We start from the raw sequence: 23,780 nt of genomic DNA, 5'->3' as shown, positions 1-23,780 counted from the left end.
TTAAACGAAATAGATTAGATAGGCTGTAATGGCAGCTAAAAAAGTAGCCAATAACACGCCTCTTGCCCTATAATCCCTATTGATCCTCAGAAAACCAAAAAAGGCCGCCAAATTAGGTAAAGCCCCTAAAGTAAGCAGCATCCAAAGGTTGCCGGAACCGTTATATAATCTAAATGTACTTTGAAAATCCAGATTCTTAACTTGGGAGACAATGTAGGTGCAAATAATAACTCCAATTGCATTGCAAATGATCCCTACTAAAAATCCGATTCCAATTTCTTTTTTCATTAAATATCCCAATTGTTTATGTCCTTAATTGCGTGGTGGGCAGTGAGGTCGAACTGTACAGGTACTACCGAAACATAACCATTCTGTAATGCCCATTCATCTGTATCCTCACCTTTGTCTTCATTTACAAATTCGCCCGAAAGCCAATAATAGTCCCTTCCCAACGGATTGGTACGCTTGTCGAATTTTTCAATCCAATGCGCATCTGCCTGCCGGCAAACCCTTATTCCCTTAATGTCTTGTTCTTTCAATTTAGGAAAGTTCACATTTAGCACCACACCCTGTGGCATTCCGTGTTCTAGAGCTTGTTTGGCCAATATCCTTACATAAGATTTTACAGGCTCAAAATCTGCCGTTAAGGAATAATCCAATAATGAGAAACCGATGGAGGGAATACCCTGTGTTCCTGCTTCGACCGCTGCACTCATGGTGCCGCTATAAATAACATTGATTGAAGAATTACTTCCGTGATTAATCCCGCTTACACATAAATCTGGCTTACGACCAAGGATTTCATTTACGGCCAGTTTTACGCAATCTGCAGGAGTGCCACTACAGCTATATTCCTTTTGCGCGGCCTCTTTGTCTATAACTACTTCGTCACAATACAACGTATCATTTACGGTAATGGCATGTCCCATTCCACTTTGTGGTGAGTTGGGCGCTACCACACAAATATCACCTAACTCCTGCATTACCTCTATGAGGGTACGTATCCCTGGAGCGGTGATTCCATCATCATTGGTAATGAGTATTAAAGGTTTTTCGCTAGACATTGATATGGTTTTTCTTCAAAACAAAAATACGTTTATTTCATTAGGATTCGGAACCAGCTGGGAATTGAATTTTACACTTGGCTGTTTAACAAAAAATTAGTATCATGATACCTATTTGGCACGGTTTTTTATCTATTTTAGGTGTTCATAAAAAATGAAGATATGCGATTAATGAAAAAGAATCTCCGAGTGTTGCTACTCGCTGTTTTTGTGGCTGCAGCTTCTTGCAGTTTTACCACTAAAGAATTTAATGATCCTGATAAAGATAAATTACTTATCGACCTTATTACCTATGTATTGGAAAAAGGTCATTATGACGCCAAGGATATGGACAATGTCTTTTCTGCCGGTGTCTACAAGGACTTTATCAACACTATGGATCCTTTAAAACGATATTTTTTGGCTTCGGATCTAAACGAATTTAGTGTGTATGAAACAGAGATCGATGATCAGATTAGGAATAAGGAACTTACCTTTTTTAACTTAGTCTATGATCGCTACATCGAGCGTTTGGAAGATTCAAAAAAATACTATTCCAGCGTCCTAAGTTCACCTTTCGATTATACAAAGGACGAGACCATAAATGTGGATTATGAAGAATTGGAATATGCCAAAAACAAAAAGGAACTTAAGGAACGATGGAGAAAGCAGCTAAAGTTCTCGGCTATTTCTAATTATTATGACCTTGTTGAAGAGAAGAAAAATGTTGAAAAGAACAAAAAAGAAGCACTAGAGAAAGGCGAGGAATATATTGAGTCCGAGAATGCCAAACTTTCTACTTCGGAAATGGAAGAAAAGGCACGAAATACTGCCATGACCTCGTTGGACGAGTATTATGAGTTTATTGAGGACTTAGAGCGTAAAGATTATTTTGCGCAATTTCTAAATGTGGTAGTAGAGGAATTCGATCCGCATACAAATTATTTTGCACCACCGGACAGGGATCGTTTCGATCTTCGTATGAGTGGTAAGTTGGAAGGAATTGGAGCACGATTGCAGAAGAAAAACGACTACATAAAAGTGGTTGAAGTTATTAGTGGTGGTCCTGTCTGGAGAGGGGAACATTTAGAAGTAGGGGATCTTTTAATGAAAGTAAAACAAGAAGACGAAACAGAACCGGTAAGCTTGGTTGGTATGCGGGTAGATGATGCGGTAAAGCTTATTAAAGGCCCTAAGGGAACCAAAGTTACACTTACTGTGAAGCGCGTGGATGGAACGATAGAAGAGGAAACTATTACGCGCGATGTGGTAGAGTTGGAGGAGACCTATGCAAAGTCAACACTTATTGAAAGAGAAGATAAGAAGTACGGCTTGGTGAACCTTCCTGCATTCTATTTCGACATGAAGGATTATGGCGAACGCAATGCGGCCAGTGATGTGAAAAGGGAAATCGAAAGCCTTAAAGAAGAAGGAATGGAAGGTCTTGTATTGGATCTAAGGGGTAATGGCGGCGGATCGTTAAAGACTGCTGTGGACATTGCTGGATTATTCATAAAGGAAGGCCCAGTAGTGCAGGTGGCATCTGGTGGGAAGCGCAAGGAAGTGCTAGAAGATAAAAATGAAGACGTTACTTGGGATGGCCCTCTGGTGATTTTGGTAAATGAACTTTCTGCTTCAGCTTCCGAAATTTTAGCAGCAGCTATGCAGGATTACAAACGTGGAATTATCATAGGTAGCAAACAGTCTTATGGAAAAGGAACGGTGCAGAATATGATTGATCTCAACCAGTGGTTACGGAAAAATGATATGGGCGATATGGGTGCTTTAAAGCTGACCACCCAAAAGTTTTACCGAGTTAATGGCGGCTCTACACAATTAGAAGGTGTGAAGAGTGATGTGGTCATGCCAGATAGATATAGTTATATAGATATTGGCGAGCGTGACTATGACAATCCATTACCTTATGACAAAATCTCTCCTGCAGAATACGAACATTGGGATGGCTATATTGATTACGAAGGAACCATTCGAAGAAGTAAGGAACGAATGGCAAAGAGCCAACAGTTACAATTGATCGAAGAGAATGCGCTTTGGATTAAGAAAAGTCGCGATGAGAATGAAGTGAATCTTAATTTCGATAAATACCTTGCTGAAATTGAAAGAAGAAAGCAGGAAACGGAAAAATTTGACGCCATAGGCGATTATGACAATAAGTTGAGTTATAGATCCCTGCCCAGTGAAGTTGCTTTGATGAAGCAAGACACTACACTTAGGGAAAAAAGGAAAAGATGGCATAAGAATCTAGCTGGTGACATCTATGTAGAAGAAGCAGTAAATGTATTGCAGGATCTAAAAATGAACAATATTAGAAGTGGTAAGGTAGCAGAGATTAAAAACTAATTTTAGCTACATTTACCATGTGAAAGCTTCGACCTCATTAAGTAAACTAGCGCTCCAAAAGTTTAAGAAGAACTTTTGGGGCGTTTTCAGTTTTATATTCCTCCTTCTTTGTACGTTGATAGCCATTTTTGCCTATGCATTGGCACCGGATAATTCACAAAATGCGAATCAGATGCATTTGTCCATCCACTCAAAAGCCCCAGGGTTTACAGTGCAAGTACTCACTATTCCAAGTGAAGAAGAAGATCAGAATGCATTTTCGGAATTCTTTTTTGGCAAAAAAACCACCAGCACTGAAATTCCTATATCCAGTCACACCATAGTAGAAAATGGAATTGAAATTGTGGAATATACCCCAGATGGTTCTGCGGGATTATCCAAGGTGTATCCACTTTCTATGTTTCCAAATGCAACGAGCATCAATGATGCGAAGGCAACATATGTTACCACAAAGAAGTTTCTTCTAGGAACAGACAAGTATGGAAGGGATTTGTTAAGTCGTATGCTTATAGGGATCCGGGTTTCACTTGCCATTGGATTTGTAGCAGTATTTATTTCATTGGTGATTGGTATCTTTTTTGGAGCATTGGCAGGCTACTTTGGAGGTAAGGTAGATGCAGCCATTATGTGGTTGATAAATGTTACATGGTCCATTCCTACGTTATTATTGGTTATTGCCATTACCCTTGCCCTAGGAAAAGGATTTTGGCAGGTCTTTATTGCCGTAGGACTTACTATGTGGGTTGAGGTGGCCCGTGTGGTTAGGGGACAGGTGTTGAGCGTTAAGGAACGTCAATATGTGACTGCCGCAAGGGCTTTGGGGTATAATCACTGGAGAATTATTACCAAGCATATTTTACCCAATAGTTTGGCCCCAGTAATCATTATATCTGCAGCAAATTTTGCAGGAGCCATCCTTATAGAAAGCGGACTGAGTTTTCTGGGAATAGGTGCACAACCACCCATGCCAAGTTGGGGAGGGATCATAAAGGATCATTACGCATATATCATTCTTGGTAAGCCTTATTTGGCCCTTATCCCAGGACTGGCTATCATGAGTTTGGTTACGGCATTTATGCTTATGGGAAACGCTTTGCGTGATGTGCTGGATGTGAAAAACTAAATATTAAAAGGCCGCTCCATTCGGAGCGGCCTTTTGCTTCATAACAATTTATATGTAATACCTAATCTAGGAAAAGGGTAAAGTCTATTCCAGGGTATTGCGGGTACAAACAAGGATCTGAAGGCGATCCTTCAAATGTAGTTCTTATAGGTCTAGCCATAATGATACTTGCATTAGTAGCAGCGTATTCGTCATTAACGATAGTTGGAGGCCAAATATAGCTTTGGGTTAGAGCATTATAATAGAAGTGTCTACCTTCATTGGAACTTGCCGTGGTCAACGGATGTGATGTTGTTGTAATTTCAGGATTCACGGTTAACAAGTTAAGTGATGTAGGCAGGAATAACTCCACGCAGTTTTCAGTAAGAATTGCTTGATAATACAAAACAGTTAGCATAACTCCATTGTCGTCAGGAAGTCCACCAATTACTGGAGGAATTGGAGGTGGGTTATTATTGGTACTCGGCCATCCGCCACCAGCATCTATATATGCAGCCATACGATCCTTGAACTCTTGGTCAAAACTAGGGATTAGCGCATTGGAGCCAATTAGGTTTTCGGCAGGAATGGTACTATTGCTCGATGTGTTAAATTGTAAAGCGAATGCTGAACGAATACTGGGTTCATCGGTTAAAATTTCTGCAGTAAGGAAAGAGAGCCAATGTAATTGTCTCTCGAAGATGCCCTCTTCATGGCAGCATTGATTATTTCCACCTAGGCCAGCGTTGGCATCTACGGTAAAGTTTAATTCTGTTTGTAATTCATTTGAATCGGCTTCTTCTTGTTCACATGAAACGAAAGATGCCATGAGCAGGAGTAAAACTGCAAGGGGGAAAACTGTCTTTTTCATAGTTTCTATTTTTACGATTAATAATGGTACAATGGTAGTCTTAATTCTTGAAATTTGGAACAGTGTTTACGTATACAGCCCCTAATATTTCATATCCGTAGTTGTTTAATTCAAAAGCGTTTTAGCGGAAAATGCGTTTTTAATCGAAAATTCGCTTTAGGGCATAATCTTTCCTTCTGCTGGAAACTGGGACCTTAAAATCCAGATTCACCACAAGAACGCCTTGTTTGCTGTATTTTAATACATGCTTCTTATTCACAATATAGGATTGATGACAACGTATAAAGACGTCATCGGAGAGAATTTCCTCAATTTGTTTTAACGCTTTGGATACCACGATTTTTTCCATTTGTTGGGTGTAAAATGTGGTATAATTTCCATCGGAACGACAATAAATAATATCGTCTTCATAAATGGCATAAACGGTATCTGAAGTTTTTAATATAACCCTCTTTTTCTCGACCCCTCTAAAGTATTCACTGGAGATTTCGATAAGTTTCTCGAGGTTATTGTCTTTTTGGTAATTGTCAATGGCCTTTTGAACGGCCATTTTAAATTCATCTTCATCCACGGGTTTAAGAATGTAATCCAAGGCACCTACTTTAATAGCCTTAATGGCATGTTGGTCGAAGCCCGTGATAAAAACCACATCGAAATTTTTGGTAGCGCATTGTTTTAAGAGATCGAATCCTGTACCATCCCCCATGTTAATGTCAAGGAACAACAAATCGGGCTGGTGGTTTTGGATGGCTGCAAGTCCTTCGGCAACGCCATTGGCTTCGGCAACAACCAATATTTCATTTCCAAAATAGTTGTTCACCATTTCCCTAATTTCTTCGCGTACGAACGCCTCGTCGTCAATAAGTAGTGCCTTAATCATGTTCTGTGAGTTTAAATGGAATGAGGAATCGAACCAATAAACCACTTTTCTCGGGGTTTATTGTACGCTTATCTATGATTTCGAGGTCTTTTTTTGTGGATTTTTTAAGGAAGTCGGAGATCAATTGAGTAGATGCCGACTCCTTACTGATGTTTTTACCCTTTCGAATTCCACTACCGTTGTCCTCTATTTGACACGCTATAAACTTTCCTTCTAACGTAAGTGAAATATCAATTTTTCCATGGTAGTCAATATCCGAAAAACCATGCTCTATGGCATTCTCCACAAAAGGCTGAAGCAGCATCGGAGGAATAAACAACAGTTCATCTTCTTCCATATGGGTATAATGGAACTCGTACTCAAATGGTTTAGGGGCACGCAACAATTGCAAATCCATGTATTTCTTTAAAGACTCAATCTCCTTTTCCAAGGCTATGTAATCTCCCATAGAGTTTTCTAGGAAAAGACGTAACAATCTAGAGAATTTTAAGAGGTATTTTCCTGCTTCTTCTGGCGCCTTTTTTATTTGAGACTGAATGGCATACAGAGTGTTGAACGTAAAGTGCGGATTCATTTGCGATCGCAGCAAGCGCTGTTGATTCTGTAGACTCTGTTTCTCGAACTTTAATCTACGGCTTTGATAGAATAGGAACCCAATAATACTTAGTAGTCCAATCGAAATAAGTAATAAAATAGAACGGTTTTGTAACTGCAGGTTTTCAATTTCAGTGGCCTGTTTTTCTAGTAATAGTTGCTTTTCTTTTTCATTGGCCTTTGTGAGTGCCAAGAGTTCATTTTCTGACTTTTGCCTGTAAACTTCGTCCTGGTGATCATTTATTTCATTTAGTAGGTTGGTGATTTGCGAACTGCTTTCTCCACTTTCCATGGCTAACCGCAATTCGTAATTGAGCAATGATTTTTGCTTATCCCTTGCCAAATTTGCAATACCAAGCAATTTCACCGAATCAAGATACTTACGGGCATCTGCGTAGCGCTTAAGGTCTATATTAACCTCTGCAATATTGTTATAGGCATTGGCGATACGGTTGGTTTTGTCCAAAATTTCACTCTCTTTGGCTACCGCAAGACCTTTTTGGTAATAATTCAGCGATTTTTCGAAGTCCCCGGCATAGTACATTAATACTCCATAATCTCCATAAAGCACATTTTTATCTGAATTGGATAGGCCATCGGACTGGCTTACAAGATCTTCGAAAATTTTAAAGGTTTCTTGTTTATTGGGGGAGTAATAATATATGGACCATGCCTTGGAGATCCTTGCTGCGGTAAGGCTGGCAGAATCTTTTTCTTGGGCAATTCTAATACGCTCGTCGATACTCTCTAAGGACTTTTCGTGATCGCCCATCATTTGATAGGTATACTGATCCCAGTAGTATGCCCAAGATAATGACCTAAACTGCTTTTCAGGATTCAATAGGGATTTGAATTTTTGACTCACAACAAAACAATCGCCAGAAAGGCCAAGGTTGTAGTATGCGTCCCAGGCCGATTGAAAGTAATAGCCTTCAATTTCCTTAGTGATGGAATCGTTTACGAATTCCGTGGCATTCTGAAAATAGACCGCCGCACTATCCAGTTGTTCGGTTTGCTTAAAATGAAGCCCCAATAAATAATTATTGTGCGCTTTCAAAGAATCTGGACTGGAGGGTACTGATAAATACTCCTTCTCTAATTTCTTTAATAAAGGGAACACAGAATCCTTCGATATAGAATCGATCCTTTGGTGTAAGGAATGGATATCCTGTATCGTAAGGGATTTGCTCTTTTCCTGCTGACAACCAATGAATAACAGAATGGAACATAAGGCAATGGGGAAACTTCTTCGCATTATTCAAATGTAACAAAAACATTAACACAGTCTTGATTCTTGAAAGTGTTAGTTCTTCGTATTCATAAAAACAGACCATATAATAATGAATCGGATATAGGTAAAAAGACCGCCTCGAAAGGCGGTCTAAATTCATCTATAATTCCTCTTTTTCTTAATCTAAGAAAAGTGTAAAATCTACATCTGAATACTCTGTGTAGAGGCATGGATCTGTCGGAGTAGGAGGAGATGTGCTCCTTACAGGACGAGCCATGATGATCATATTTCCGGTACCCGCATACTCATCGTTTACAAGTTGGGGGAATGTTGAAATACCATTGGGGTAATCTTCGTTTACGATGGGGGTGTGGATTCGTAAAATCCCCGAATTTTCCAATGTAGTATTAAGTGGGTGCGCCGTACTTGTAATACTATATTGGCCCCAAAAGTTTATGCCATTAGGAAAATAGAATTCCATGCAATTGTCCTGAAGCAGATAATCCATTATTTGCTGTACCAATACCTCTGGATCTGGATCTCCGCCTCCAAAAGGTGGTGTGCCCGGTGGTGGTGGTTTCTGCGTCTCATCATCAGGGTCTGGACAACAATTTATGTAATAGAATAATCTCGACTTAAACTCTTTGGCGAAATTATAGGGTCCAGCCGAAATACTATGCTGGAATACATCGTCAAAATCAACCACATTACCAGCTCCTAGTTTGTGCTGAAAAAGTGATTGTGCATCTGGAGAATAACGTAACAAATAACTAGTGGTAAATGCAGCCCATTGAGAGTAGTTTTCCAATGTGTACGGATCGCTTTCGGGAGATGGGTTGTCAGCAATGACTTTTACGTCCGCAGTGGTGAAAAGTTGTGCGTCTGCAGCCTTTTCCGTTTCACACGAATGTAAGGTGATTATCCCGAATAGCAGGAGCAATAATTTTTTTGTGAATTTCATAAGAATAGGGTTTTATGTTAATAATAGCGCAATAATACTCTGAATTCATGAATACTGAAAGCTTACTTATATATATGCTGTTTCTGGATTCATATTCGTCAGTGTTTTTTTCATATTCGTTTTTTTGCAAATGCCTCGATATCTTCAAATTTTCAATTTTATCCTTCCTCAGTAAGGGTAAAGGGGATGGAAAATCGAACTAGTGTGCCAGAAGCTTGAGAATCGGTTTCACTCTTATCAATAATTTGTAATTCCGTGCGTGTTAGCTTTTTTAGAAAATCGGAAATCAATTGAGTGGAAGCCGATTGTTTTTCCATATTGTTTTTAGCAGTAAGACCAATTCCGTTGTCCTCTATGGTACAATGAATGAATTTCCCTTGTAGGTCCAATCGAATATCGATCCGTCCTTTGTGATCTATCCCAATAAATCCATGTTGAATACTATTTTCAATAAAAGGTTGGAGTAACATGGGAGGAATGAACAGAAATTCGTCTTCCTCCATATTATTGAAATGAAAGTGATATTCGAATTGTTGAGGCGAACGCAATTGCTGCAGATCCATATATTTCTTTAGGGAGTCTATTTCTTTTTCCAACGGGACATAATCTCCCATAGAGTTCTCAAGGAATAGACGAAGCAATCTTGAAAATTTAAGAAGATAGTTAGTGGCTTTTTCGGGCTCCTTTTTTATTTGGTTCTGAATGGCATGCAGGGTATTAAATGTAAAATGCGGGTTCATTTGCGAACGCAGCAAACGTTGTTGCAATTGAAGGCTATTGCGTTCAAATTTCAACTTACGCCTGAAATAGAAGAGCAGCCCAAAACTAAAGAGCAAACTCACTAGAACTCCCACAAATAAGAGGGATGTTTTAAGGTTGGCATTGGCTACTTCGGTTTCCAGTTTTTCCCGCAGAATTTGCTTTTCCTTTTCATTGGCCTTGGTCAGTTCTACCAACTCATTTTGGATCTTGTCGTTGTATGACAGCTCTTGGTACTTCGCGATGGTATCTAAGTGATTGTATAAAGTTGAAAGATTAGAGTTCGTAGCATTGGCCCACTTTAGCTCGTATCTCAAGGCACTTTTGCGTATCCTTCTGGGAATGTTGTGAATTCCCAATTGGGCTAGGGTATCTAAGTAGCGTCGTGCCGAATTTAACTCATTCAATTCAATACATACTTCGGCCAAATTTGCATAGGAGGTAGCCAATAATGGAATTTTGTCAAATTCTTCCGGGAGTCTTTTTTTAATTTCCAATCCCTTTTGGTAGTTGTCCCTCGATTTTGTGAAGTTGCCTTCATAAAACTCGTACACACCATAATTGCCATACAATTGGTATTGGCTCACTTCGGGGATCTCATCCAGGTGGCCCAACAAACTATCTAACAAGTGAAAGGATTCTTCTTTATCTCCCTTATAATAGAGCTTTTGTGCATAGAAAATTAACGTTCCATATAGCCCTTTCTTGTCTCCAGATTTTTTTAGCAGTTCTATTTGTTTCTTGTTGTGACCGTTAGCAATTTCGAGGTTGCCCAGTTTGGTATGCGCATCGGATAAAATCACATATGCCAATGCCCGTTCCTTGAAGGCAGTACTATCTAATCGGTCTATCAATTTTTCACCAATAGCAATACAATCGCCGTATTTGCCCAAGTTGAGATAAGCCTCATGGGCATTAAAGAAATAGTTGTACGCCTTCTTATAGGTAATTGGGCCTTTTACCTGATCTACCGTTCTTTGGTAGTAATACGCACTACTGTCTAGGGCACCTCTAATGCCAAAGTGCTTTCCTAACCAATAGTCGTTTTTAATAGAGAGTGTGTCAAATCTTTCAGGATTGTTTTTAATTTCCTTTTCAGCTCGTTTTAATAAGGAATAGACCGAATCCTGGGGTAATGAATCAATTTGTTTATGGATTGAAATTACACGCTCTGCTGACCATGAAGTGTCTTTTTTCTGGCAGCTGAGTAAAATCAATAAAAAACAGAAGAAAACAGGGAAAAATCTTCGCATTGTTCAAATGTAACAAATTCTTTAACATACTCTAGTTTCATGAATCTTATGCCCCAGACAATTCATAAATTTCGAGAATAATTTTACATTGCCCTCATGAACCGAAAATACACTTACATTGTTCTTGTCCTATTAGTTACCACAGCACTTTTTTTCCTTGAAAAGTATGTGGGCCGAACTTCTCTAAACGATTATGAAACAGTTTCTGTGGAGCCATCGGGTTCCTCAGAATTTGGTAATGAATACTTGCCCGGTTCTACTACGGGAGTCATTGTGCGTCATGTTCATTATGCACTTTCGTATTCGGAAGCACATGAACAAGCGGAATGGGTGGCCTACGAAATTCAAAAAAACCATTTGTCCGATAATGATTTTGATCGGCCGTATTTCATTCAGGACGATAAAGTGAAAAGTGAATCGGCAGATTGGCGCAATTACAAACGATCAGGTTACGATCGTGGCCATCTATGTCCTGCAGGCGCCAGGCGATTTTCTTATAATGCCTATAAAGAAACATTTCTTACCAGTAATATTAGCCCTCAAGATCATGATTTCAATTCAGGTATTTGGAACCGATTGGAACAAAAAGTGCGCCGTTGGGCGAATGAAAAGGACGGGGTGTTTGTTATTACGGGCGGAGTCCTAAAAGAGGGCTTAAAGACGATTGGAACGGAGCGTGTTTCCGTTCCTGAAGAATTCTATAAAATAGTGGTAGATGCTTCGGGTAAGGAGCCCAGAACCATTGCTTTTTTAATTCCGAACAAAAGTTCGAGTCAATCATATTTCGATTATGTAGTATCCATAGATGAAATTGAAACTGTAACGGGAATCGATTTTTTGCAAGGTCTGCCCGATTCTGTTGAAATGAAATTGGAAAGCCAGGTAGAAACAGACTTCTAATGATTTATAGGCAAGGCATTTAATGTGCTGGCTTTACCGCTAACGATTGCGATTTCAAATCCCAATAGAGTCGATGCGAATTCTTGGCGTACCACTCCCTTAAAATAGCAATATGATGTAAGGTGCCCAAATGAAATGATTCTTCATCTTCATCGCATGTGCATTGTGTCGCGTAATGTGCTTTTCTGTAATGGGTCAACGGATCCAATACCCCTATAACATGCATGGACAGGTCCCAATTAAAGGAGCCATTCAGGACCATTAGTTCCATTTCATTCACTAAGGAAAGGAAGTAGTCGTTGGGCTCTCGTGTAATTGGTATAGGCTTTCCTATTGTTTCTAACACCCCTGTTTCCTGGTTTACGATGAGCTGGTGTTTGTTTAATTGAAACCATTGGGTCCAATCTTCTAAATTGTATGAAACGGGAATTCTAGTGTAACCTGTCCAGCAGGACCCATCGTCATTCGACATAATTCCGGTAACATTTTCTAGGGATTTAACCCTATATGGAAATTCCTTAAAGTCTTTAGAATAGCCTTCATTGCCTTCAATATAATCCTGTACAGACCTAAGGTAACTTCTGTATATCACAAAAGCATGATGTGTATTGTCTATTTGGGAAACCGTAAGTGCAGGTGTGCAAAGAAGCGCTAATAGGAAATAGGTTTTTTGGGGTGTAAGCATTCAGGGAGGTTTCTAGATATAACTACCTAACCCCGATATTTATTTTACACACAATTTAAGTGTAATAATAATTTGAACCATCTAATCGAACAAAAATGAACACTAAGATAGTAAAGCCCCATAGTCCAGATCCGCCATAGCTAAAAAAAGGCAATGGGATTCCGACGGTAGGCAGCAATCCCGTAACCATCCCAATATTTACGGCAAAGTGAATAAAAATAATGGCTGCCACACTGTATCCATACACACGGCTAAATTGTGTTTTTTGTCGTTCGGCTAGTATTAGGAGGCGAACAATAAGGAATACAAAAAGGATCACAACCACGATGGATCCCAAAAACCCCCATTCTTCACCCACTGTGGTAAAGATATAGTCCGTTTGTTGTTCTGGGACGAAGTTTCCTTTGGTCTGCGTACCTTGTGTCCAGCCCTTGCCAGTCCATCCACCACTTCCAATGGCAATTTCACTTTGGTTGGTATTATAGCCGATACCTTTAGTGTCTGCTTCTTTGCCCAGTACGATATTGAAGCGATCCCTATGACGTTGCTCGAATACATTGTTGAATACATAATTCACCGACAGGGTGAACCCTATACAAGTAGCTACTATAATTCCATATGGGATCCAACGCGTTTTTCTCTTCCTTCGTTTGAATAAAAAAACCAACAGCGCGATTAAAATGATAACCAAAGCCATTCCGGGAACACCAATGAGCAATGTACCTACGAATAGAGCAGCGGCAAAAAAGCCCAATAATAAAAATATAAAATGCAATCCTTCCCGATACATAGGAAATATAAAGGCTGCATAAACCAACGCACTTCCGGGGTCGGGTTGTGGAATAATGATCAGTGCTGGGATGGCAATAATAAGAAATGCCTTCAATTGGTGGCCAAACTCTTTCATGTTGGTCTGGATATCACTTATGTATTTGCCAAGCGCCAGTGCCGTGGCCGCTTTTGCAAATTCACTGGGTTGTAGGCTTGCGCTGCCAATGGCATACCAGGATGTGGCTCCGTTTATATTTTTTCCGAAGAGAAAAAGCCCTAAAAGGGAGAGCAAGGCGATCAAATAAATGACACTGGAAAAGCGCTCATAGAATTTCGAATCGATAGCCAAAATGAAAATGATGAGTACCACACTTAAGGCAATCCACAAAAGCTGTTTTGCATAAACCTGGGTAAAGTCGAAAAAGCCTGCCGCAGTATCATCCAGGGAGGCCGAATATATATTGATCCACCCGAACCCTACCAACAAAACATAGAGTAATATGGTAAGCCAATCGAATTTTACGTATCGGGTAGTGGTATTCATTTATTGGTTAATGGTGAAGGGTTCGCCCGTATAGGGTTTCGCATATTCTTCTTCCAAGCTTCCTTCCATTACAAATCTTTCAAGGTCTGTTCGTGTAATTTCGCCCTTTATGTATTTCTCTATCATTAAACTGGCAATTCGGCCGGCCCAACGCGAACCCCAATACCCGTTTTCAACAAAAACCGCAATAGCGATTTTTGGATCATCCTTGGGAGCAAAAGCCACAAATACGGAGTGATCTGTAAGTTGTACCCGTTCTCCGTTAATTTTGGTGTAGTTTTCTGCGGTTCCTGTTTTTCCGCAGATATCGATTCCGGGGATTTTTAAATGGGAGGCTGTTCCGTAGTTGTATACATCGAAAAGGCCATCGATTACAGGCTCAAAGTTAACAGGATCTATAGTGGTCTGATTTCGTTGGGTATAGGCATTTGGAATGGTGTCTACATCCGATATTTTTTTTATAATATGTGGCTTGTAGTAATAACCCCTGTTAGCTATGGCGGCAGTAAAATTAACCATTTGCATGGGTGTCATTAAGACCTCTCCCTGACCTATGGAATTAGAAATTGTCGCCGGGGTATACCAATTATACTTTGGGTATTGGTAGTATCTATTGTAATATTCCGAATTTGGGATTAAACCCCTCTTGCCAACGGGAAGATCATAGCCTAAATAATTACCTAGGCCAAAACTCGTAAGGTGTTTGCGCCAATTATCAATTCCTTCCTGTGCCGTTGAATATTTGTCTATGGTTCTACGATATACAGTAGCGAAATAGCTGTTACAGGAATTCGCAATTCCTCCAATCATGGATAGTGGGCTTTTATGATGGTGACAGCCCAAGGGCTTCTTTCCACCATAATTATAACCACCACGACAGGATACTTTTTCATCTATATCTATGACACCCTCCTGAAGGCCGATTAATGAAGTAAGCGCTTTAAAAGGAGATCCTGGAGGATACTCGCCTTGCAAAACCCTATCAAAAAGTGGTTTGGCAATGGTATCGTAATACAATTTTGTAAAGTTCTTGGAACGTTCCCTTCCAACTAACAAGGCAGGATCATAATTGGGAGCGGCTACCAAAGCCAGTATCTCTCCCGTTGAAGGTTCCAAAGCAACAATTCCACCCCTTTTATTGACCATTAGCTCCTCTCCATATTGTTGAAGGACCGCATCTATGGTTAAGGTAATGTCCTTTCCACGAGTGGGTAGGGTATCGAACTTCTTCTCCTTATAAGGGCCAATGTCGCGATTAAATTTATCCTTCTGGATATACCGAACACCCTTGTTACCCCGAAGTATATCTTCGTATTGCTGTTCCACTCCACCAACACCGATCAACTCACCCATCTGGTAGTAGGGATTATTCTGAATAATTTGCTCGTTTACCTCCGAGATGTTGCCCAATACATTGGCAGAGTGATTTACCTGATAATCCCTTAATGATCTCTTCTGAATATAAAAACCATCGTATTTATACATTTTTTCTGAAAGTGATGCATATTCAGATTTTGTGAGCTGAGGTATGACAGGAGAAGGTAGCCTAGGGGAATACGTCCTGGCTTTCTTCATAATAGAGATAAAATCTTCCTTCTCTATTTTTAGTAGATTACAGAATTCCAATGTATCCAGGGGTTTCACGTCCTTAGGGATAACCATGACATCATAGGATGGCTGATTAGACACCAATAGGGTTCCATTACGGTCAAAAATATAACCCCGTTGAGGGTAGTCATACATGATCTTTACCGCATTATTTTCGGATAGTCGTTGAAAGGAATCATCATAAATTTGAAGATAAAACAACCTTCCCGCGAAAATGACGCCGGTAATGAGTACCACAAATAAGAGTAAAAATTTTCTCACGTACTTTTTCTACTGAACAATAAAACGGAAAACACCATTAATATTCCACTGAATATACCACAGAATAACGTCGACTTTAAAATTAAAAGTATCTGGTTAACGTTAAAAATTTCCATGGAAAACAACATTAAATGATGTAGGAATACCATACTAAAAATATAGATTAGCTGTTGCGAAAACGGAGCTGTACTAATCTTCAGGGTATTTAATTGATAACTCACGCCAAAAGAATACTTTAGGGCAACGGGGCGTATCCAAGCTATAAATATGGAAGCCGCTGCGTGAACCCCTCCCGAATCGGAGAACATGTCTATGGTGAGTCCTAAGACAAAGCTCAGAAATATGAGCCAACTTTTATTTCCTGTCAATGGAAATACCAAAATGAATAGGGGATAGAGGTAAGGGTTTATGTATCCTCCTAGGTTAATTTGATTTAGGATAAATACCTGAACCAACACCAAGGAAAGAAACCTCACTATATTAACAATCGTGGCATTACTCTGCATCTTCTACTTCTTTTTCCAGTTGCTTTATTTCTGCCGCATCCTTGTGCGATATTATATAGACATGTTTTACACTGGTCATATCTGTAAATAACCTAACATCGATGGTGTAATAATCCTGATCGGGGTCCCTTTCAAAATTGGAAACCACACCAATTGGAATGCCTTCTGGAAATATGGTTGATCTTCCATCGGTTACAATCGTATCCCCTAACGCCACAGGTGCCAATCGTGGGATTTCCACCAATTGTAAAATGTTGGCTTCCTGTGCATTCCATTTAAGGGTTCCATAATGGTCCGATTTTTTGAATTTGGCGACCACTTGACTATTGGTGTTCAACACCGATTGCACAGAAGCGTATTTATTTGAAGCAGCGGTTATAATACCAACAACCCCGTGGGAGGATATAACACCCATATCCACTTGTATACTATCTCGAATGCCTTTGTTTAATGTGAGGTAATTTTTAGAGCGCGCATAATTGTTGTTGATCACCTTGGCGCCGATAAAATTGAAATTTGTATCGAGAATAGGAGAAGTTAATCTCTCTTCTTCATTGGAGTTGGCAATAATTGTTCGAAGCCTTTGATTTTCCTGGGTTAGGATCTCATTTTGTTCTTCCAAATCAAAATAATCGGTAATACTGCTCCTAAACGAATAAATGCCTCCCGAAAGGAAATTCGATGAAGTCACAAACTTGTTTTTGTGATACGAACGCGAATTGATGGTGAGCGCAAACGAAATAACAAATAAGAAAAGGAACAACAGGAAGTTTTTATTCCGAAGGAAAAAGAATATGATCTGCTGCATGGCCCTCTATCTGTTATTTAATCAATACACTTTTATACTTGTTGAGGTTTTTTAAACAAATTCCTGTTCCCCGTACCACTGCGCGTAAGGGGTCTTCGGCAATGTATACAGGTAAATCGGTTTTTTGGGACAATCGTTTATCCAATCCTCTCAACATAGATCCTCCTCCGGCAAGATAAATCCCGGTATTGTAGATATCGGCCGCCAATTCGGGCGGGGTTTGTGATAAAGTTTCCATTACGGAGTCTTCTATTCGTAAGATGGACTTGTCTAAAGCCTTTGCTATTTCACGGTAGGACGTTTGAATCTGCTTCGGCTTTCCAGTAAGAAGGTCACGACCCTGCACCGCCATTTCATCTGGTGGCAATTCTAGGTCTTCGGTCGCAGCCCCTATTTGTATTTTAATTTTCTCTGCAGTTCGCTCCCCAATGTAAAGGTTGTGTTGGGTGCGCATATAATAAATGATATCGTTGGTAAAAACGTCTCCAGCAATTTTCACCGATTTATCACACACGATTCCACCTAGGGCTATTACCGCAATTTCGGTAGTACCTCCTCCTATGTCTACTACCATGTTCCCTTTTGGCTGCATGATGTCGACACCAATACCAATAGCCGCCGCCATTGGCTCATGGATAAGATATACTTCCTTACCGTTTACACGCTCTGCACTTTCCTTAACTGCACGCATTTCAACTTCGGTAATTCCACTAGGGATACAAATTACCATGCGCAATGAAGGGGTTAACAATTTCTTTTTTAATGCGGGGATATCCTTGATGAACATATTGATCATCTTCTCACTAGCATCGAAATCGGCAATTACCCCATCTTTTAGGGGTCTAATGGTTTTGATGTTTTCGTGTGTTTTTCCCTGCATGCGGGCAGCTTCGCGGCCAACTGCAATTATTTTTCCCGTAGTACGGTCCCGAGCTACAATGGAAGGGGCATCTACAACGACCTTATCATTATGAATGATTAAGGTATTTGCAGTTCCAAGGTCGATAGCTATTTCTTCGGTTAGGAAATCAAAAAATCCCATAAGTAGTAGATATGATGTAAATTATAGTGTTCGTGGTTTGCTATTCCTACAAATGTAACAAAATTTAGTGCTTAAAATGGCGTACCCCAGTAAATACCATGGAAAGGCCATTTTCATTACAATAATTAATGCTTAATTCGTCTTTTATGGATCCTCCAGGCTGAATCACAGCAGTAATCCCTGCGTTGTCCGCTATCTCCACACAATCGGGAAAAGGGAAGAACGCGTCACTAGCCATAACGGCTCCTTGTAAATCAAATTCGAAGGATTTCGCTTTTTCAATAGCCTGCCTCAATGCATCAACTCGTGAGGTTTGCCCAGTTCCACTGGCGCAGAGTTGCTTTCCTTTGGCGAGTACAATGGTATTGGATTTAGTATGCTTACAAATCTTGGAAGCGAATAAAAGATCCTCCAATTCACTTTCGGATGGCTTATGGCTAGTGGCCTGATTTAAAATATCCTGGGAATCTGTTACATTATCACGATCCTGAACCAAAGCACCATTTAAGCAGCTTCTGGTAATGGTTTCTGGTAACTCATGTAGTTTTTGAACAAGTAGAATACGGTTTTTCTTTCCTTTCAAGATCTCGAGCGCAGCTGTGGTATAGGAAGGAGCGATAACTACCTCGCAGAAAAGCTTGTGAATTTCTTCGGCCGTGGAAGCATCAATTTCGGTATTCGAGATTAAAATACCCCCGAAGGCAGAGACTGGGTCCCCTGCAAGGGCATCCACATAGGCTTGTAATACAGTGTCCCTTTGGGCAATACCACAGGCATTATTGTGCTTTAAAATGGCAAAAGTCGGTGCTTCGCCTGTAAATTCATTCATGAGGTTTACAGCGGCATCTACATCCAACAAGTTGTTATAGCTTAGTTCTTTTCCGTGTAATTTGTCGAACATGGCATCGAAATCCCCAAAGAAGAATCCTCTTTGATGCGGGTTTTCGCCGTAGCGCAACACCTTTCCTTGGGTTTCACTAATCTTAAGACTGGCTATAGAGTGGTCGGCATTGAAGTAGTTGAAGATTGCCGTGTCGTAATGAGACGATACATTGAATGATTTTGCTGCAAATCGCTTTCTCTGATCGAAGGTAGTACTTCCATTTCCTTCAGAAATCATTTCAAGAACTTCTGCATAGTCTTCCATAGAGGAAACACAAAGGGTGTCCTTGAAGTTTTTGGCCGCGGCACGGATTAATGAAATCCCACCAATATCTATCTTTTCAATAATATCTTGCTCGGATGCACCAGAAGCAACCGTTTTTTCGAAAGGATATAAATCTACAATGACCAAATCCAGTTGGGGAATCTGGAATTCCTTCATTTGGGCTACATCACTTTCATTGTCTTGTCGGTTTAAAATCCCACCAAAAACCTTAGGGTGAAGTGTTTTTACACGACCTCCCAAAATAGACGGATAATCGGTTACACTTTCTACCGGAACCACATTGATTCCAAGATCATTGATGAACTTTTCCGTTCCTCCTGTTGAATAAATTGTTACACCCAACTCATCGAGTTTCTGAACAATTGGTGCCAATCCGTCTTTGTGAAATACCGAGATGAGAGCCGAAGCGATTTTCTTAGAGCCTGCCATTGAAAGTTTGTTGCTAGATTTAAAGTTGCAAAAGTACATAATTGAGACCTAAATTTGTAACTTATCGCCTACCAAAACGTCTTATTTTCAATTTGAAATAAGGAATGTCACAGTACATTCCCGAAATATAAAAAAACAGCCGCATGGTTATCTATCTTCGGGTACTGAAAGAGAGCTTTAATTTTGCCATAAGTGCACTTGTTAATAACAAGTTGCGGACCTTTCTTTCCTTGTTGGGAGTGACCATCGGAATATTTTCAATTATTGCCGTCCTTGCTTCAGTAGATTCATTAAAAAAAGAAATAGAGGGAACGATAAGCGGATTGGATAACAGCACGATTTTCCTGTGTCGCTTTTCGTTTGGTCCGACGGAAGTTCCCGAATGGAAAAGGGACCAGTTTCCCGATGTGAATTACGATGAGTATATGCTGGTTAAGAAAATGATGCCAGACATGAAAGGGATTTCCTATCAGTTAAATGTGCAAAGGGAAACAGTGAAGTTCGAGGACAAGTCGGTGGAAAATGTTGAAATGATCGCAGTAACGCACGAACAAACCAATATCGAAGATGTGAAACTATCCTTCGGTAGGTTCTTCAACGAGTCCGAATCCAATCGTGGAGCCACCGTGATTGTAATTGGCGATGAAATTGCCCAAAGCCTCTTTGGGTCAGCACAAAATTCAATAGGGAAGAAAATTCGTGTATATGGTCGTAAACTTACCGTAATAGGAACGATGGAGAAAGAGGGTAGTGGACTTTTTGGGGATAGCAAAGATGTGGCCACTTTTTTACCCGTCAATTTTATGCGACGCATTTATGGGGATAACAACAAAGCCACATTTCCTTTTATCCTTATTAAACCGGAAAGGGGAGTTGACAATGAAGAGTTTATTGCCTTGCTAACATCGAAAATGAGAATTATACGGGGGCTCAAACCTGAGCAAATGGACAATTTCTTCATCAATCAGTTACAAGGTTTTACCGATGCCATCAATAATATGACCGGGACCATGAATAAGATAGGAGGGGTCATTAGCCTGTTTTCTTTGCTGGTTGGTGGTTTCGGAATTGCCAACATTATGTTCGTGAGTGTAAAAGAGCGAACCAACTTAATTGGAATTCAAAAATCATTGGGGGCGAAAAATAAGTTTATCATGCTTCAGTTTTTATTCGAAGCCATGATTTTGGCCATTATTGGAGGGCTTGTAGGTTTATTTTTGGTTTTTATTGGATCCTTGATTGCTTCGAGCTTATCGGGCGATTTTCAGTTTGTCCTTTCCCCTTGGAACCTATTTTTGGGAACGTTGATTTCTGCCATTATTGGGCTTATCTCGGGTATAGTACCTGCGTACTCGGCTTCACGACTCAATCCGGTAGAAGCTATTAGATCTGGAATGTAGCTAGAGGATTTCGGCTACTTTTTCATTTACCCATTCTAAAAACTGCTCATCTTCCTTGGTAAACGGATTGGGTGTATGGGAGTCGATATCTATTTGTCCAATATTTTTTCCATCCTTAAATAATGGAATCACGATTTCAGCTTTCACGTAAATACTACAGGCAATGTAATTGTCTTGGGCTTTCACATCCGGGACCACAAAATTGGCATTGCTTTCAGCTACCTGTCCGCAAATACCTTTGCCAAATGGGATTACGGTATGATCGGTTGGCTCGCCAGCAAATGCCTTCAAGTGCAGGGTTCTTTCGGTTTCATTAGCAAAATAGAACCCCACCCAGTCATAGGCAGGCAAGGAGGTTTGTAATAGTTCACAAACTCCTGTAAGCTTTTCATTCACGCTTGTTTCTGGAGTCGTGAGAATGGTATTTATCGGGGATTTTAAGGCTTCAAAAATCACGGTAATCAATTTTTTGGTAAAGGTATTTTAAAAACGTTTTATCTCCCAAGATCTATTTCTATATTTTTGTATGTAACCAAGGTCTAATACATTAGTTTGAAAGACATCTTTAAAAGATATAAATCGGTCATACGGTTTGTCGTTCTCTTTTTGGGAACCTATCTCGTACTTACCTTTTTATATTCTTGGTATCTCCAAAGTGCAAAAGGAACCCAGTACCCTCCAGATTTTATAACCCATTTAGTGGCCAAACAAAGTAGTGATGTGCTAAATGGTTTGGGATATAATGCCATGGTTACCCCTCACGAATCGCAACCTACCATGAAGTTATTTGTTAACGATATGTATCTAGCACGCATTATTGAGGGGTGCAATGCAGTAAGCATCATTATTCTTTTTATGGCATTTGTTATTGCGTTTGCCCAAAAACTAAAAAAAACACTGTTATTTATACTAGGAGGGACGGTACTTATTTACGGAGTTAATATTCTTCGAATAGCCATTTTAGCCATAGCACTCTATAAATATCCGCAATACGATGATCTGCTTCACGGCATTGTTTTTCCGGGGATAATCTATGGAATGGTCTTTTTGCTCTGGATGATCTGGGTAAGGGGCCTCAAACAGAAAAAAGAAACAAAGGTATGAACAAGGGGACGCAATGGTTTGTCGTTATAGTATTGTTTGGGCTTTTAATCCTTATTAGGGCATTTGCCGCCGACCTTTTTTACGATCCCTTAATAGTATTTTTTGAGACAACCCATAGTACAGACGTTTTACCCCAAATGGACATAGGGAAACTTCTTATGCATACCTCATTTCGTTTTTGGCTGAATACATTTCTTTCATTGCTTATACTTTGGGTCATTTTTAAGAGAAAGGATGTGCTAAAGGTATCACTGTTGCTATATGTGTGTGTTTTTGTACTATTAATGATATTTTTCTCTATTCTCCTGGGATCGGATCAGGAAGGAGGACATATGGCCCTTTTTTATGTGAGACGATTCCTTATCCAGCCCTTGTTCTTATTGCTATTAATTCCAGCCTTTTACTTTCAGAAAAACCTGTAGTAATGTATCTTTGCCTAATACTGTAAATCTATCCCAATGAAAGCACGAATTCTTATTTCCCTTATGTTCATAGCTGTATTTTTTTCCTGTAAAGACAATGCAAAATCACCTGAAATAGAAACAGTTGAAGTTGAACCAGTCAAAGAAGTCTACACATCGGCCGAAATGGAAGCCGAATTCAATGACCCTAAAGTAGCTGAGGTATACAAAGCGTATAATGCCTTGAAAACGGCCCTGGTAAATACCAATGCAACTGAAGCTCAGGAAAAAGCCTCTGTACTGCTTACAGCTTATTCTAACCTGGGTGTGGACGAAGAGGTGTTTAGGGCGGCTCAGGCTATTTCCGAAAGTGAGGATGTAAAAACGCAGCGAGCTTCATTTTCCGATGTTTCAGCACATGTGGAAGCCATGCTGGAAGGAGCATTGATCTCTGGTGCGGTGTATAAGCAATACTGCCCGATGGCATTCAATAACACAGGTGGGTATTGGCTAAGCAACACAAAGGAAATTCGCAATCCTTATTTTGGGGATGTTATGCTTAAATGCGGTAGGGTGTCTGAGGAAATCAAGTAATTTTAACGAAATTTTACTTCCAAGGCTCATTTTTTGACTTAATTTTGTAAAGTGAAGCAGATCATTTCTATACTGTTATCCCTTTTATTGCTCATTAGTAGTACTGGAGTTACCTATGCCCAACATTTTTGTGGGGAGTACGAAATGATGGCAAAGGTAACCTTAGGTCAAGAGGTCTTGTCCTGTTGTATGGTTGCTATGGATTCGGGCTGCGAAGATGAGTCGGCCGAAGATCATGGCTGTTGCGATAATAAGTACACCCAAGTTGATATTGATGACAATTTTGCCGATGCATCTTTCGATATTCAATTGGAACCTGCATTTGTTGCCTCTTTTGTAGCCGTTTTTGTGCTTCAGCAGGACCCAGATCTTGATAATAACCCAGACTTTTTTAAAGACTACAGCCCACCTCCCTTGGAGGACAATCTACATGTGCTGTACGAATCTTACCTAATTTGATGTAATTCCGCAGGGATAACCAGATCCCGTAAAGTCCTTTGTTAG

The 23,780-nt window shown here is 40.0% G+C and carries 23 protein-coding genes; 8 read left to right on the top strand and 15 right to left on the bottom strand.

Features of this window, described 5'->3' with window-relative positions:
- Together AC6JAD_RS02870 and surE are read right to left on the bottom strand one after the other, a co-directional pair.
- The gene (locus AC6JAD_RS02870; RefSeq protein ID WP_461302654.1) at positions 1 to 288 is read right to left on the bottom strand and encodes a hypothetical protein; all 288 of its coding nucleotides are present in this window, start codon (positions 286 to 288) and stop codon (positions 1 to 3) included.
- Positions 288 to 1,064, bottom strand: coding sequence for a 5'/3'-nucleotidase SurE (gene surE / locus AC6JAD_RS02865; RefSeq protein ID WP_461302655.1), 777 nt, complete (start codon positions 1,062 to 1,064; stop codon positions 288 to 290). The genes AC6JAD_RS02870 and surE overlap by 1 nt, the downstream gene beginning before the upstream one ends.
- 171 nt (positions 1,065 to 1,235) lie before the next feature.
- Between surE and AC6JAD_RS02860 the strand changes: the two genes are divergently transcribed.
- Positions 1,236 to 3,404, top strand: a complete 2,169-nt coding sequence (locus AC6JAD_RS02860; protein ID WP_461302656.1) for a carboxy terminal-processing peptidase — start codon at positions 1,236 to 1,238, stop codon at positions 3,402 to 3,404.
- Between the two features lie 19 nt (positions 3,405 to 3,423).
- The gene (locus AC6JAD_RS02855) at positions 3,424 to 4,527 is read left to right on the top strand and encodes an ABC transporter permease (protein WP_461302657.1); all 1,104 of its coding nucleotides are present in this window, start codon (positions 3,424 to 3,426) and stop codon (positions 4,525 to 4,527) included.
- Positions 4,528 to 4,588: 61 nt separating this feature from the next.
- Here the strand turns inward: AC6JAD_RS02855 and AC6JAD_RS02850 are convergent, their stop codons facing one another.
- The 5 genes from AC6JAD_RS02850 to AC6JAD_RS02830 form a co-directional block, all read right to left on the bottom strand.
- Entirely contained in the window at positions 4,589 to 5,377 is a 789-nt protein-coding gene (locus AC6JAD_RS02850; RefSeq protein ID WP_461302658.1) for a hypothetical protein, read from the bottom strand.
- Positions 5,378 to 5,516: 139 nt separating this feature from the next.
- Complete coding sequence (locus tag AC6JAD_RS02845) at positions 5,517 to 6,257, bottom strand: LytR/AlgR family response regulator transcription factor (RefSeq protein ID WP_461302659.1); 741 nt, start codon at positions 6,255 to 6,257, stop codon at positions 5,517 to 5,519.
- Positions 6,250 to 8,106 carry a histidine kinase gene (locus AC6JAD_RS02840; protein ID WP_461302660.1) on the bottom strand — a complete coding sequence of 619 codons (1,857 nt, stop codon included), beginning with the start codon at positions 8,104 to 8,106 and terminating at the stop codon, positions 6,250 to 6,252. The genes AC6JAD_RS02845 and AC6JAD_RS02840 overlap by 8 nt, the downstream gene beginning before the upstream one ends.
- A 154-nt stretch (positions 8,107 to 8,260) precedes the next feature.
- Positions 8,261 to 9,043 (bottom strand): hypothetical protein, encoded by a 783-nt coding sequence (locus tag AC6JAD_RS02835; RefSeq protein WP_461302661.1) that lies wholly within the window; start codon positions 9,041 to 9,043, stop codon positions 8,261 to 8,263.
- 158 nt (positions 9,044 to 9,201) lie between these two features.
- The gene (locus AC6JAD_RS02830) at positions 9,202 to 11,055 is read right to left on the bottom strand and encodes a histidine kinase (RefSeq protein WP_461302662.1); all 1,854 of its coding nucleotides are present in this window, start codon (positions 11,053 to 11,055) and stop codon (positions 9,202 to 9,204) included.
- A gap of 96 nt (positions 11,056 to 11,151) precedes the next feature.
- Between AC6JAD_RS02830 and AC6JAD_RS02825 the strand changes: the two genes are divergently transcribed.
- Complete coding sequence (locus tag AC6JAD_RS02825; RefSeq protein WP_461302663.1) at positions 11,152 to 11,955, top strand: DNA/RNA non-specific endonuclease; 804 nt, start codon at positions 11,152 to 11,154, stop codon at positions 11,953 to 11,955.
- 19 nt (positions 11,956 to 11,974) lie between these two features.
- Here the strand turns inward: AC6JAD_RS02825 and AC6JAD_RS02820 are convergent, their stop codons facing one another.
- The 7 genes from AC6JAD_RS02820 to purH all read right to left on the bottom strand — a co-directional run bounded on the left by AC6JAD_RS02820 (position 11,975) and on the right by purH (position 19,777).
- The gene (locus AC6JAD_RS02820) at positions 11,975 to 12,640 is read right to left on the bottom strand and encodes a hypothetical protein (protein ID WP_461302664.1); all 666 of its coding nucleotides are present in this window, start codon (positions 12,638 to 12,640) and stop codon (positions 11,975 to 11,977) included.
- 55 nt (positions 12,641 to 12,695) lie between these two features.
- Positions 12,696 to 13,955, bottom strand: a complete 1,260-nt coding sequence (gene rodA, locus AC6JAD_RS02815; RefSeq protein WP_461302665.1) for a rod shape-determining protein RodA — start codon at positions 13,953 to 13,955, stop codon at positions 12,696 to 12,698.
- Complete coding sequence (mrdA, locus tag AC6JAD_RS02810) at positions 13,956 to 15,824, bottom strand: penicillin-binding protein 2 (RefSeq protein ID WP_461302666.1); 1,869 nt, start codon at positions 15,822 to 15,824, stop codon at positions 13,956 to 13,958. It lies immediately after the preceding gene.
- Positions 15,821 to 16,330, bottom strand: a complete 510-nt coding sequence (locus tag AC6JAD_RS02805) for a rod shape-determining protein MreD (protein ID WP_461302667.1) — start codon at positions 16,328 to 16,330, stop codon at positions 15,821 to 15,823. Before AC6JAD_RS02805 ends, mrdA begins: the two co-directional genes overlap by 4 nt.
- Positions 16,320 to 17,138 (bottom strand): rod shape-determining protein MreC, encoded by an 819-nt coding sequence (gene mreC, locus AC6JAD_RS02800; protein WP_461302668.1) that lies wholly within the window; start codon positions 17,136 to 17,138, stop codon positions 16,320 to 16,322. The genes AC6JAD_RS02805 and mreC overlap by 11 nt, the downstream gene beginning before the upstream one ends.
- 13 nt (positions 17,139 to 17,151) lie before the next feature.
- The gene (locus AC6JAD_RS02795; RefSeq protein ID WP_272861288.1) at positions 17,152 to 18,180 is read right to left on the bottom strand and encodes a rod shape-determining protein; all 1,029 of its coding nucleotides are present in this window, start codon (positions 18,178 to 18,180) and stop codon (positions 17,152 to 17,154) included.
- A gap of 64 nt (positions 18,181 to 18,244) precedes the next feature.
- The gene (gene purH / locus AC6JAD_RS02790; protein ID WP_461302669.1) at positions 18,245 to 19,777 is read right to left on the bottom strand and encodes a bifunctional phosphoribosylaminoimidazolecarboxamide formyltransferase/IMP cyclohydrolase; all 1,533 of its coding nucleotides are present in this window, start codon (positions 19,775 to 19,777) and stop codon (positions 18,245 to 18,247) included.
- A gap of 143 nt (positions 19,778 to 19,920) precedes the next feature.
- On the opposite strand from purH, the gene AC6JAD_RS02785 reads away from it, so the two are divergent.
- The gene (locus tag AC6JAD_RS02785) at positions 19,921 to 21,177 is read left to right on the top strand and encodes an ABC transporter permease (protein WP_461302670.1); all 1,257 of its coding nucleotides are present in this window, start codon (positions 19,921 to 19,923) and stop codon (positions 21,175 to 21,177) included.
- Here the strand turns inward: AC6JAD_RS02785 and AC6JAD_RS02780 are convergent, their stop codons facing one another.
- Positions 21,178 to 21,633 (bottom strand): GAF domain-containing protein, encoded by a 456-nt coding sequence (locus AC6JAD_RS02780; protein ID WP_461302671.1) that lies wholly within the window; start codon positions 21,631 to 21,633, stop codon positions 21,178 to 21,180.
- A 96-nt stretch (positions 21,634 to 21,729) separates the two neighbouring features.
- On the opposite strand from AC6JAD_RS02780, the gene xrtF reads away from it, so the two are divergent.
- The 4 genes from xrtF to AC6JAD_RS02760 are packed head-to-tail and all read left to right on the top strand — an operon-like array spanning position 21,730 to position 23,735.
- A complete protein-coding gene (xrtF, locus tag AC6JAD_RS02775) occupies positions 21,730 to 22,281 on the top strand; it encodes an exosortase family protein XrtF (RefSeq protein ID WP_461302672.1) in 552 nt (183 codons plus the stop codon).
- Positions 22,278 to 22,703 carry an exosortase F system-associated membrane protein gene (locus AC6JAD_RS02770; RefSeq protein WP_461302673.1) on the top strand — a complete coding sequence of 142 codons (426 nt, stop codon included), beginning with the start codon at positions 22,278 to 22,280 and terminating at the stop codon, positions 22,701 to 22,703. The genes xrtF and AC6JAD_RS02770 overlap by 4 nt, the downstream gene beginning before the upstream one ends.
- Before the next feature lie 36 nt (positions 22,704 to 22,739).
- Positions 22,740 to 23,276: a DUF3347 domain-containing protein gene (locus AC6JAD_RS02765; RefSeq protein WP_461302674.1), complete on the top strand. Its 537-nt coding sequence runs from the start codon at positions 22,740 to 22,742 to the stop codon at positions 23,274 to 23,276.
- Between the two features lie 51 nt (positions 23,277 to 23,327).
- Positions 23,328 to 23,735 (top strand): HYC_CC_PP family protein, encoded by a 408-nt coding sequence (locus AC6JAD_RS02760; RefSeq protein WP_461302675.1) that lies wholly within the window; start codon positions 23,328 to 23,330, stop codon positions 23,733 to 23,735.
- Positions 23,736 to 23,780: the final 45 nt, after the last annotated feature.

The organism is Aureisphaera sp., assembly GCF_059726885.1.
This window is presented reverse-complemented; position numbering and strand designations above follow the sequence as displayed.